11 protein-coding genes and 1 other RNA gene are annotated in these 11,747 nt (G+C 39.8%); 7 read left to right on the top strand and 5 right to left on the bottom strand.

Features of this window, described 5'->3' with window-relative positions:
* Positions 1-25 precede the first annotated feature (25 nt).
* From lolA to DQL14_RS05105, 3 genes are all read left to right on the top strand, one after another.
* The gene (gene lolA, locus DQL14_RS05115) at positions 26-580 is read left to right on the top strand and encodes a LolA-like outer membrane lipoprotein chaperone (RefSeq protein WP_108168973.1); all 555 of its coding nucleotides are present in this window, start codon (positions 26-28) and stop codon (positions 578-580) included.
* Positions 581-641: 61 nt separating this feature from the next.
* Positions 642-1,026: a transfer-messenger RNA gene (gene ssrA / locus DQL14_RS05110) on the top strand.
* A gap of 42 nt (positions 1,027-1,068) precedes the next feature.
* Entirely contained in the window at positions 1,069-1,596 is a 528-nt protein-coding gene (locus tag DQL14_RS05105) for a hypothetical protein (protein ID WP_078285069.1), read from the top strand.
* Here DQL14_RS05105 and hofE read toward each other — a convergent pair.
* The 5 genes from hofE to acnB form a co-directional block, all read right to left on the bottom strand.
* Entirely contained in the window at positions 1,593-2,969 is a 1,377-nt protein-coding gene (hofE, locus tag DQL14_RS05100) for an outer membrane beta-barrel protein HofE (protein WP_108168972.1), read from the bottom strand. The genes DQL14_RS05105 and hofE overlap by 4 nt on opposite strands.
* Before the next feature lie 91 nt (positions 2,970-3,060).
* Positions 3,061-4,350, bottom strand: coding sequence for a hypothetical protein (locus tag DQL14_RS05095; protein WP_108168971.1), 1,290 nt, complete (start codon positions 4,348-4,350; stop codon positions 3,061-3,063).
* A 27-nt stretch (positions 4,351-4,377) separates the two neighbouring features.
* Positions 4,378-4,560, bottom strand: a complete 183-nt coding sequence (locus DQL14_RS08680) for a hypothetical protein (protein ID WP_231952813.1) — start codon at positions 4,558-4,560, stop codon at positions 4,378-4,380.
* Between the two features lie 54 nt (positions 4,561-4,614).
* The gene (locus DQL14_RS05090; protein WP_162296872.1) at positions 4,615-4,881 is read right to left on the bottom strand and encodes a hypothetical protein; all 267 of its coding nucleotides are present in this window, start codon (positions 4,879-4,881) and stop codon (positions 4,615-4,617) included.
* Between the two features lie 82 nt (positions 4,882-4,963).
* Positions 4,964-7,522: a bifunctional aconitate hydratase 2/2-methylisocitrate dehydratase gene (acnB, locus tag DQL14_RS05085; protein ID WP_162296871.1), complete on the bottom strand. Its 2,559-nt coding sequence runs from the start codon at positions 7,520-7,522 to the stop codon at positions 4,964-4,966.
* Positions 7,523-7,652: 130 nt separating this feature from the next.
* On the opposite strand from acnB, the gene DQL14_RS05080 reads away from it, so the two are divergent.
* The 4 genes from DQL14_RS05080 to DQL14_RS05065 all read left to right on the top strand — a co-directional run bounded on the left by DQL14_RS05080 (position 7,653) and on the right by DQL14_RS05065 (position 11,747).
* A complete protein-coding gene (locus DQL14_RS05080) occupies positions 7,653-8,336 on the top strand; it encodes a menaquinone biosynthetic enzyme MqnA/MqnD family protein (protein WP_108168969.1) in 684 nt (227 codons plus the stop codon).
* A gap of 108 nt (positions 8,337-8,444) precedes the next feature.
* Positions 8,445-9,167 (top strand): UMP kinase, encoded by a 723-nt coding sequence (pyrH, locus tag DQL14_RS05075; RefSeq protein WP_001148049.1) that lies wholly within the window; start codon positions 8,445-8,447, stop codon positions 9,165-9,167.
* A gap of 41 nt (positions 9,168-9,208) precedes the next feature.
* On the top strand, positions 9,209-9,433 hold the full coding sequence (locus DQL14_RS05070) for a DNA-directed RNA polymerase subunit omega (RefSeq protein WP_000712202.1): 225 nt from the start codon (positions 9,209-9,211) through the stop codon (positions 9,431-9,433).
* Positions 9,420-11,747 carry a RelA/SpoT family protein gene (locus tag DQL14_RS05065; RefSeq protein WP_108168968.1) on the top strand — a complete coding sequence of 776 codons (2,328 nt, stop codon included), beginning with the start codon at positions 9,420-9,422 and terminating at the stop codon, positions 11,745-11,747. The genes DQL14_RS05070 and DQL14_RS05065 overlap by 14 nt, the downstream gene beginning before the upstream one ends.

The following is an 11,747-nucleotide window of genomic DNA, read 5'->3' as shown; positions in this document are numbered from 1 at the left end:
GAGAGATTGTTTTAAGGTTTGAATAATGAAAGCTTTTTTAAAGATTTTAATGGTTTTGATTTTTATGAGCGTTGCTTATGCTAAAAATCCTCCAACGCTTTCTAAAGAAGAAGAGGTTTTACAGCATTTGCAAAGTTTTAGCGCGCATTTCAAGCAGGTTTTAAAAAACGAAAAACCTTTAGTTTATTACGGGGTTTTAAAGGCTAAAGCCCCTAATTGGGCTTTATGGGTTTATGAAAAGCCTTTAAAAAAAGAAATTTACATGAACGATAAAGAAGTGGTAATTTATGAGCCTAATTTGTTTCAAGCGACCATCACGCCCTTAAAAGACAAGACGGATTTTTTCACCATTCTCAAGCGCTTAAAAAAGCAAGATGACGGCTCTTTTAAAACGACTATCAACAAAACCACTTATCGTTTGATCTTTAAAGACGGCAAGCCTTTTTCGCTAGAATTTAAAGATGAAATGAACAATCTTGTAACGATCACTTTTTCTCAAGCAGAAATCAACCCCACCATTGCTAATGAAATCTTTGTTTTTAAGCCTAAAGATGAAAATATTGATATTGTGCGCCAATGATTTTTAATGATTCATTGCGTTTTGTTAGCAAAAGTTAGCTAAAATGGACTTTTAAAATTATGGGGCTGACTTGGATTTCGACAGATTTCTTGTCGCGCAGATAGCATGCCAAGCGCTGCTTGTAAAACAGCAACAAAAATAACTGTAAACAACACAGATTACGCTCCAGCTTACGCTAAAGCTGCGTGAGTTAATCTCCTTTTGGAGCTGGACTGATTAGAATTTCTAGCGTTTTAATCGCTCCATAACCTTAAGCTAGACGCTTTTAAAAGGTGGTTCGCCTTTTAAACTAAGAAACAAGAACTCTTGAAACTATCTTAAGGTTTTAGAAAGTTGGACCAGAGCTAGTTTTAAGGCTAAAAACTAACCAATTTTCTAAGCATTGTAGAAGTTTGTGTTTAGGGCAAGATTTTTGGACTGGGGTTCGATTCCCCACAGCTCCACCATATTAAAAAGTATCATTTTTATAGCGTATTGAAGGAAGGTAAATGCAGAAGTTTTTCTCTCGTTTTAGAAGGTGGGCGTTGCCCTTTTATTTTGTGAGCGCTTTAGCAGCGATTGATATTGATGAGGTAACAGAAGCTCAAGCTAACAGCGTGAAATTAAGCGATCAGTTAGTGAGCCTGAGCGATAAGCTTTTAGAAAAAGCGGTGGATAGGGGGCGAAACACCGATCACTTAAAAGATCTTAGCGATTTGCATGAAAAAATCAAACATTTGCGCTTGATCTTAGAGCCTAAGCCTAAGGACAAAGAAAATAATCCTAATTTAAAAGATCATCAAGGCTCTGAAACGATTGAAATCGGCGAAGCGATTAAAAAGTCTTTAGGCGAGCCGGTATTCCCCCAAGACGCACTAGACGCCGCTTTGCAAATTGACAAACAGCTAGATTCCTTCAAGCAAGACAATTTGATTGATGTTAAGCCCTTAAAAGATGTTTTAGCCCAACTAGAAGCCGAATTGAGAAAAGCCATTAATTTCCAAAAACAATGGCTCAATTCTACCAAGCCTAACTAATAGGGTTTAAAAAAGAATTTCAAACTCACCATGAGATTGCTCCTGTCTTGTGTGTTCGCTTTAAAGGCTTTATCAAAAGGGCTAGTGAGATCATTAACCTTATAGCCAGTGTGCATGCTGACCGCATAGTATTGTAAATTCACATCAACGCTAGCAAAAGAACCCCATTTGTAACCCAAGTGCAAGTTAATGGATCTTTCGCTCGCTCTGGTGGCGTAAGTGTATCTGCCTAAGATCCCCCATAAAAACCCTCTATACACCCCCCCACCAAAGACATATCCGCTAACAGAGTCTGCGGTAACAGCGTTACTAAAAACCAAACCATAAATGCTGTTGCTTCTTATGTCAAAAGGGATCGGGTTACCATACCAGCCAATCCTTGCGTTAGCGTTGCCAAAATTTTGGTAATAACCAAAGCCAAAGTTAAACTCGTTGTAGTCAAAGCGTTGGTGGATTAAAAGCGATGCACCCCATTCGCCAATCTTAGAGTTACGCCAAACCACATCGTATAAATCTTTAGCATAAACGGGGAAAATCGCATTGATAAGGGTTTGAGATCGTAACCCTAAACCCCTAAATTTCGGGTTGCTATCAATATGGATTTTAATCCCGGGCGCTTCGTAAGTCTTAGGTGAAAAATAAAAAAAGGGCGTGGCTTGAACATGCTTTCTAGAAAAATAGAGTTGCACCGCATGAATGCCATAATCAACATCTTTTCTGCCGTCTTCAGTTACAATAGGGGCATACCAATCTCGTATCCATTGCCCCGCAGCTAAAGCCCTCCCAAAAGAGCTGAACCATTTTAACGCTATTTTAGAGTTGATTTTATAATCCAGTTCAAAACCCTGTGTATAACCGCTCATAAAATCCATGTTAGAAAGGTAACGCCCTAGTTTGATGTGGAATTTATCGCCATAAGAATAAAACAAATAAGAATTATACAGCACATAATTACGAGTGTGAGCGTCAGATTCTATGCGGGAGTCTTTCCAAGGAGCGTTACCTAAATACCCCCACCAACGCCCTATGAAGAAAAAAAGTTCTGAGCCATAGACTTGATGCGTGGCTTGGTCTATGAGCGTTTTTGTGGAATCGTAAGCGAGCGCTCCTAAAATCCCGCCAACGCCTATTTTTAAGCTGTGTTTTTCAATGTTTTTAGGGAGCAGATTGGAATCCACTTGAAGCTTGATCGTGGCGGTTATAAAAGTGGCTGTAGGGAAAATGCCTTCTTTGGAATTGAGTTTGGAATGGTTAAACCCCACTTTAGAAAAGGATTCCGCTACCCCGCTAAACTTATAATCAAAAGCCAATAAAGGGCTTTGATTGTAAAGAATGGAAACAAACAATAGAGGTAATTTTTGAAATTTTAACACAGAATAACCTTTGTTTAATTTTCGCTCGTATCATACTCCCATTTTATTAAAAACCGATTAAAAATGAAGTATTCAAATAATTATCTAAATATTATTCTTTTTTTGTTCCGCTTTCATTTTTTATTGGCTCAAAAGAATACCCTAAAGCCTGATAAATTTGATTGTGGTAACGGACTTGATTGTCTTCTAAACTTTCTTGAAAAGATTTTTTAAAATGCGGATCCAGTGTGTTTAAAAACACCTCTAGCCCTATCGCGCTGGAATAATTCACCCAATCATGCCTTAAATCGCTCTCCAATAAGGAGGCGTATTCTATAAGCGTTTCATCGCTATTTTGTAAGGCATTGACGATGAATAAATCCTTTCTGTCTTTAGGCTGGGTGAGTAAGAGTAAAGAGGGGTTGAAATTGATTTGTGTGGAAAGGATTTTAAAGGGCTTATATTCTAAAAGCCCTATTTGAGAAAGGATCAGGCCGCTTTTAGTGGTAGGGGTGTTTAAAATCAAGGTAGAATTTTTAAAAAACGCATCGTTTTTTCTAAAATTTTTAGAAAAACTGGTGGCTTGCTTGTAAGAAATATTTTCTTGGTGTTTGACTTCAATGCTTAAAGACTCCGTGATTTGCCTCAAGCGTTCGCCTATTAAGCCATCATCATCGTATTCAATCACAGGCGAATTAGGGCTAATGAAAGCCGTGAGCATGCCTAATTGCTCTTTATAGTCAATCCCCCCAAAATACAAGCGCTCGCTTAAAGAATGCTCAGTTTGATTTTCTAATTGCGCTCTATTCACCGTAGGCACATAAGTAGGGGTGCTAATGGTGGTGTTTTGGAGCAAATTTTCCACGCCCTCTTTAGTCAATAAGGCTATCACAAAAGGGAATTTTTCTTTTTCAATTTCTTTATAGGTTTGCTCTAATTTTTCAGGACTCTCTTCATCGCTGTCAAAGACTTGGATATTGAAATCGTTGTTTCTGGTGTTCAAATACGCTAAAAGGGTGTTCATCACCGAAATGGCATAACGCCCCACCACCTTTTTAGGCAGTAAAATCGCTAATTCAATCTTAGGCTCATAGCTTTCTTTAGCTGGAGTTTGAGAAGCGATGAATGCAGGGTTGAGTTTATTGAGTATGTCATGATAATAAGTTTTAAGGCTCTCATCCTGGTTGTTGTTATCGTATTGAGAAACAAAAGAAAAGATTTGATTTTGTAGCATCAAGTCTTTCAAGCATTCCAAAGAGCAAGGCTCTGTCTTAATGATTTGCTGGTGCGCTGGGGGCAAGGGGGAAAACAGATAGCTTTTAGCGTTCAAGCTTATCGCGCAAAAAATTGAAACAATCAGCACAAAGCGTTTGAAAAATCTTTTTCTTAAGGCGTATGGCATTTTTTAATATCTTTTAAACTGAATTTCCTAAAATTTTATTATAGAATATTTAACCCTAACAAGGAAACTAATTCCACCCCTACAACCCCACAAGAGGACTTTTTTCAAGGCGTGTGGGATCAAACGCGCTTTTAAACACTCAAACCCTATAAAATCCCCATTACAAGGATACAGAGCGAGAACCAAACCCCCACCAACTTTAATTTTCAACCATTAAAGGATTGCATCATTGAATGGTGCATGCTTTCATGCTTTGATGATCCCCTAGCGCCAATTATAGATATAAGGCCTTAAGCTAATGCAATAATCTCTAGTGCTTAATATATCCTTACGCATATCCCCTAATTGCCCAGATAAGACTTCTTGCACTTTTCTTAAATTGTTAATCTCAGTGTTTTGCGTGCTGATGATTTTTTTCAAGTCCCTTATCTCTTTAATCAAATCCGCATTACTGATCGCTTTATTGGCTTGCACTGGATCCGCGCTTAAAAAAGCCAACGCCACACACCAACTCACAACGATTTTTTTCACCGCCACTCTCCTTTTTTTGTCCTCTCTCAACACTCAGCCATAATTAAATAAAAAGGGATCGCCCCTTTTAATGGAAACAAAACTAGAGCCTGAAATTCTCCATTAAATTAAAGTTCATGTAGCGATAGATCTTGTCTTTTTGGCTCTCTAGCTTTTCACTCACTAAATTTAAGTATTCTTCTTTAGTGGGGATTCTCCCTAGTAAAGCGCACGCCGCCCCAAGCTCTGCACTGCCTAAATATACTTTAGCCCCTCTACCCATACGATTATCAAAATTCCGTGTGGAAGTGGAAAAGACGACCGCATTATCCCTAACCCTCGCTTGATTGCCCATGCACAAGCTACAGCCTGGGACTTCAGTCCTCGCCCCAGCAGCCCCAAAAATCGCATAATAGCCCTCATTAATAAGCTCCTGTTCATCCATTTTACTGGGCGGCACTACCCAAAGACGTGCTTGACTGGGAGGAGCGTTTTTAACGATTTCGCCAAAGGCTCTAAAATGCCCGATATTCGTCATGCAAGAGCCAATAAACACTTCATCAATAGAGTGCGGTCTTTTGCCGGTCGTATCCGCTAAAACTTCGCTCAAAGTAGCGACATCATCAGGATCATTAGGGCATGCCAAAATAGGCTCCGTGATTTCTGCCACATCAATTTCAATGACAGCGGCGTATTGAGCGTTACTATCTGGCTCTAACAATACCGGATTATCCACCCAAGCTTGCATCGCATCTTTGCGTTTTTTCAAAGTCTCTTTATCTTCATAACCGCTTGCAATCATCTCATCAATCAGCTTGATATTGGATTTCAAGTATTCAATCATCGGCTCTTTATTCAAACGCACCACGCAAGCAGCCGCACTCCTTTCCGCGCTCGCATCGCTTAGTTCAAAAGCCTGCTCCATTTTAATATCAGGCAAGCCTTCAATCTCTAAAATACGCCCGTTAAAGACATTGATTTTACCCTTTTTCTCCACCGTGAGTAACCCTTTTTTGATGGCATAATAAGGGATCGCATTCACTAAATCCCTTAAGGTGATCCCAGGATTCATTTCCCCTTTAAAACGCACCAACACGGATTCTGGCATGTTCAAGGGCATCGTGCCTGTAACCGCTGCAAAAGCGACTAACCCGCTCCCTGCTGGGAAACTAATGCCTAAAGGGAAACGAGTGTGGCTATCCCCCCCTGTGCCTAAAGTGTCAGGCAATCCCATGCGATTTAGCCATGTATGGATCACGCCATCGCCCGGATGCAACGCCACGCCGCCTCTTTGAGTAATAAAGCCAGGCAAGGTTGCATGCAAACTCACATCGCTAGGCTTTGGGTAAGCGGCGGTATGACAAAAACTTTGCAACACAAAAGGCGCATCAAACTTCAAACTCGCTAATTCTTTAACCTCATCTCTGGTCATCGCCCCTGTGGTGTCTTGACTGCCCACGGTGGTAACCTTTGGCTCACAATAAGTGCCAGGTAAGATCCCTTTTACCCCACAAGCATGGCCTACAATTTTTTGGGCTAAAGTGTAACCTTTGGCGTCGCTTTTAGGAGCGGATGGCTTTTTAAACGCTTCCGATTCGCCCAGCCCTAAAAATTTACGCGCTTTATTGGTCAAACCCCTGCCAATGATTAAAGGGATACGCCCAGAAGCCCTGACTTCATCTAATAAAGTTTCAGGCTCTAGCTTAAAGGAGCTGACCACTTTATCGTTCAGCGTGATTTCGCCTTTATAAGGATAGATTTTAATCATATCGCCCTCTTTTAAATCCTTAACGTCAGCCACAATGGGTAACGCCCCGCTATCTTCACAAGTCGCAAAGAAAATCGGAGCGATCACCCCCCCAATCACAATGCCCCCACTCCTTTTATTAGGCACAAAAGGAATGTCCTTACCAAAATGCCACATGATAGAGTTTGTCGCGCTTTTTCTGGAGCTTCCTGTGCCAACCACATCGCCCACATACGCTACAGGAACGCCTTTAGTTTTAATGGCTTTGATGCGTTGTTCGTAATTTTCAATCCTGTTTTTTAGCATGGCTTTAGCGTGTAAAGGAATATCGCTTCGTGTGAAAGCATCGCTCGCTGGGCTTAAATCATCGGTATTGGTTTCGCCATCAATCTTAAACACACACGCTTCAATGCATTCATTCAAAGGCTCTTTATTCAAAAACCATTCGGCGTTCGCCCAAGACTCTAGCACCTCTTTAGCCAGAGCGTTAGTTTTACTCATTGCAGCGATTTTATCAAACGATCCATAGACTAAAAGAGTGGTTTTTAAAGCTTTCGCGCTCTCTTTAGCGATGTTTTTGTCTTGACTCTCTAAGCCCATAATCAAAGGCTCTACATTATACCCCCCAAGCATCGTGCCTAAAAGGGTGGTCGCTTCTAAAGCGCTAATGTGCGCGCATTCTAGTTTTTTTTGAGACAATTTAGCTAAAAATTCCGCTTTCACTTTCGCTCCCTCATCAACCCCAGGGCTCACTCTGTGAATGAGTAATTCTTTAGCGAAAGCGGCGTTTGTGGGATCTTTTGTTAAAATCTCAACGACAGCCTCCACTTGTTTAGCGTTTAAAGGGAGTGGCGGGATACCCTCACTTTTTCTTTCTGAAACGCTTTTTTTGTAATCTTCTAAAAAATCTTTCATCATTTCTCCTTTTTAAATAGCATTATTTGCTAATGCCCTAATCATTTGCCCCATGATAACAAAACTCTTTTTACTTTCAGTTAAGTTGTAAGAAACTTTAGCTACCATGCGATACAAAAAAGGATTTTAAGTGCGTTTTGGTAAAATTGATTATTTAAACATGCTCCCTTTTGATGTGTTTATCAAATCCTACCCCACCCCTTGTTATTTCAAACAATTTTTACGGCTTAAAAAAACCTACCCTTCCAAACTCAATAAGAGTTTTTTATTCAGGCGTATTGATGCGGGGTTTATTTCTTCTATCGCCGGCCATTCATTCGCTCTCCATTCCCATTCTCTAGGCATTGTCGCTTATAAGGAAGTTTTAAGCGTGCTGGTTGTGGGTACAAAAAACGCTTTTGACAAAGAAAGCGCTTCTTCAAACGCTCTCTCTCAAGCGCTAGGGTTAAAGGGCGAAGTGTTAATCGGCAATAAAGCGTTGCAGTTTTATTATTCCAACCCCAAAAAAGATTTTATAGATTTAGCCGCTCTTTGGTATGAAAAAAAACGCTTGCCGTTTGTTTTTGGGCGTTTGTGTTACCATAAAAACAAGGATTTTTACAAGCGCTTGTCTTTAGCTTTCAAACACCAAAAAACAAAAATCCCTTACTATATCCTTAAAGAAGCCGCTTTAAAAACCAACTTAAAACGCCAAGACATTCTAAACTACTTGCAAAAAATTTACTACACTTTAGGCAAAAAGGAACAATCAGGCCTTAAAGCGTTCTATCGTGAATTGTTATTCAAACGCATTCAAAAACCCAAGCGCTTTTAGTGATTCGCTGAGAATGTAGGCTTAAAATTCAGAAAGGGTGTTTTTAAGCAAGATTAGGTTACAATCACAAGTTTTATTAAAATTTTATTAATTAATTAAGAAGGGATCATGCAAGCAAAGATAAAAAACAAACGGGTTTTGGTGAAATTTTCTGGGGAAGCGTTGGCTGGGGACAACCAGTTTGGGATTGACATTCATGTGTTAGATCACATCGCTAAAGAGATCAAAAGTTTGGTGGAAAACGCTATTGAAGTGGGTATTGTGATTGGTGGAGGCAATATCATTAGGGGGGTTAGCGCGGCTCAAGGGGGGATTATCAGGCGCACCAGTGGGGATTATATGGGCATGTTAGCCACCGTGATTAATGCGGTAGCCATGCAAGAAGCTTTAGAGCATATCGGCTTAGACACAAGGGTGCAGAGCGCGATTGAAATCAAAGAAATTTGTGAAAGTTACATTTACAGAAAAGCGATCAGGCATTTAGAAAAGGGTAGGGTGGTGATTTTTGGCGCAGGCACGGGAAACCCGTTTTTCACTACGGATACGGCTGCCACTTTAAGAGCGATTGAAATTGGATCGGATTTAATCATTAAAGCGACTAAAGTGGATGGCATTTATGACAAAGACCCTAACAAGTTTAAAGACGCTAAGAAATTAGACACTTTAAGCTATAACGACGCTTTGATAGGGGATATTGAAGTGATGGACGATACCGCTATTTCTTTAGCTAAAGACAATAAACTCCCCATTGTGGTGTGTAACATGTTTAAAAAAGGGAATTTATTGCAAGTGATCAAGCACCAACAAGGCGTGTTTTCTATGGTAAAATAAGCCCTTTAACATTGGATAGAACTCAAAATAAAAGGATCAGTTTGAAAAAAGAGAGAACAGAGAGTTTAGTCGCTCAAGCCTTAAAAAATATTGGGAACGACCGCTACATGCTAGATAATTTAGTTTTCGCTCGTGTGAAGCAATTAAACGCCGGAGCCAAAACTTTAGTGAATATGGACCCTAAACGCCATAAATTAGTGGATATTGCCATTAGAGAAATCGCTGAAGGGAAAATTGATATAGACAGGATAGATGAACGAAATTGATAAATCCGTTGATATCGGATTCTTACGGATTTTGGATGTTATTAAAAAAGTTACGACCCCAAAGGGTGGCATTGAAATCTTAAGGACCTTAATTGATTTCACGCCCAAGATTGAAAACGCCCTAAATTTAGCGGCCAAAAGCCATAAGGGGCAATACAGAAAAAGCGGCGAGCCTTATATTGTCCATCCTATTTGTGTGGCGAGCTTGGTAGCGTTTTGTGGGGGCGATGAGGCGATGGTGTGCACTGCGCTTTTGCATGATGTGGTAGAAGACACGCCTTGTGAGATTGAAACGATTGAGCGAGAATTTGGGAAAGATGTGGCTAATTTAGTGGATGCGCTCACTAAAATCACTGAAATCAGGAAAGAAGAGTTAGGGGTGAGCTCTCAAGATCCCAGAATGGTGGTTTCAGCGCTCACTTTTAGAAAGATTTTAATTAGCGCGATACAAGATCCAAGAGCCTTAGTGGTAAAGATTAGCGACAGGTTGCACAACATGCTCACCTTAGACGCCTTGCCTCATGACAAGCAGGTGCGTATTTCTAAAGAGACTCTAGCGGTGTATGCCCCCATAGCGAGCCGATTGGGCATGTCTTCAATCAAAAATGAATTAGAAGACAAGAGCTTTTATTATATTTATCCGGAAGAATATAAAAATATCAAGGAATATTTGCACAAAAACAAGCAGTCTTTACTCTTAAAACTCAACGCTTTTGCGAGCAAGTTAGAAAAAAAACTTTTTGATAGCGGGTTTAGCCATTCGGATTTTAAACTCGTTACAAGGGTGAAACGCCCTTATTCTATCTATCTTAAGATGCAACGAAAGGGCGCGGTTAATATTGATGAAATTTTGGACTTGTTAGCCATTAGGATTTTATTGAAAAACCCGATTGATTGCTATAAAGTTTTAGGGATTATCCATTTGAATTTCAAACCCATTGTCTCTCGTTTTAAAGACTACATCGCTTTACCGAAAGAAAATGGCTATAAGACGATACACACGACCATTTTTGATGAATCTTCTGTTTATGAAGTGCAGATCCGCACCTTTGATATGCATATGGGGGCGGAGTATGGTAATTCAGCCCACTGGAAGTATAAAGCTGGGGGCGTGGATAATGAAGATCACCATGAGGGCATGAGGTGGTTGCAAAATTTTAAATACCATGACAGCGATTTGAAAAACGACCCTAAGGAATTTTACGAACTCGCTAAGAACGATTTGTATCGTGAAGATATTGTCGTTTTTTCGCCTCATGGGGACACTTACACCTTACCGGTAGGAGCGATCGCTTTAGATTTTGCTTACATGGTGCATAGCGATTTGGGCGATAAAGCCACGGACGCTTATATCAATAGTAAAAAAGCCTTACTCAATCAAGAATTAAGAAGCGGGGATGTGGTTAAAATCGTTAAAGGCGATAAAATAATACCTCGTTTCATTTGGATGGATCAGCTTAAAACTTCTAAGGCTAAAAACCACTTACGCATCCAAAGAAGAAACCGCTTGAAAGAAATTGACACTAAAAGCATGATTAATATTTTAGCGACTTTTTTTGGGCGCTCTGTTTTTGAAGATGTGGGTTTAAAAGATTATAAAAACTTTGAAGAAAAATTGATAGATTGTGGGGTGGAGACCACCTTAACAGAAGCGATGAAAAGCTTTGAAAATTTAGCCAAACTCACTGAAGAAATTGAAAATAAGGTGTTTTCTTTAAAAGAAGATGCGATTTTAGAATACCAAGAGATGAGTTTATGGACTCGAGGTTTAAGGTATTTGGGCTTTAAAACCAATGTCTTGAATTTTTTAGCCCCCAATCGGCAATGGCAGTGTAAGGAATTAGAACATTTTAGCGTTTGTTCAAGCAACGCTTTAGAAATCAAACAGGTGTTGTTGAATGATTGTTGTTACCCTAAATATGGCGATGAAATCATTGCGATTGTAACGGATTTGAAAGATCCAAAAGCGATTGCGCACCATAAATTTTGCAAAAAAGCGATGGCGGAAGTGGATGCTAAAGTGCCTATGGTTTATATAGAATGGCACAAGCGGGATCGAACGATTTATAAAATGATGTTTTATTTAGGCGAAAAAAAGTCGGTTTTAGCGGGTTTGTTAACTTTTTTAAACAGGAATGAATGCAACATTGTGGGCGTGTCTTACTTAGGCTATAAAGACAAGTATTCTAGCCATTGCGAAGTGAGTTTTGAAATAGCCACGGATAAGGCGGATTGGATCAGAGCCTTAATCAATCGCAAATATCAGGATAGGATTGTAGAATTATCCAGTCTGGATGACGCTTATGAATCATAA

The sequence above is a fragment of the Helicobacter pylori NCTC 11637 = CCUG 17874 = ATCC 43504 = JCM 12093 genome, assembly GCF_900478295.1.
GTDB lineage: Bacteria > Campylobacterota > Campylobacteria > Campylobacterales > Helicobacteraceae > Helicobacter > Helicobacter pylori.
This window is presented reverse-complemented; position numbering and strand designations above follow the sequence as displayed.

What these genes read in the sequence shown, in the direction of transcription:
- DQL14_RS05065 (WP_108168968.1), top strand. Translation starts at nt 9,420, where the DNA reads ATGAACGAAATTGATAAATCCGTTGATATCGGATTCTTACGGATTTTG.
- DQL14_RS05095 (WP_108168971.1), bottom strand. Translation starts at nt 4,350, where the DNA reads ATGCCATACGCCTTAAGAAAAAGATTTTTCAAACGCTTTGTGCTGATT.
- DQL14_RS05105 (WP_078285069.1), top strand. Translation starts at nt 1,069, where the DNA reads ATGCAGAAGTTTTTCTCTCGTTTTAGAAGGTGGGCGTTGCCCTTTTAT.
- acnB (WP_162296871.1), bottom strand. Translation starts at nt 7,522, where the DNA reads ATGAAAGATTTTTTAGAAGATTACAAAAAAAGCGTTTCAGAAAGAAAA.
- pyrH (WP_001148049.1), top strand. Translation starts at nt 8,445, where the DNA reads ATGCAAGCAAAGATAAAAAACAAACGGGTTTTGGTGAAATTTTCTGGG.
- lolA (WP_108168973.1), top strand. Translation starts at nt 26, where the DNA reads ATGAAAGCTTTTTTAAAGATTTTAATGGTTTTGATTTTTATGAGCGTT.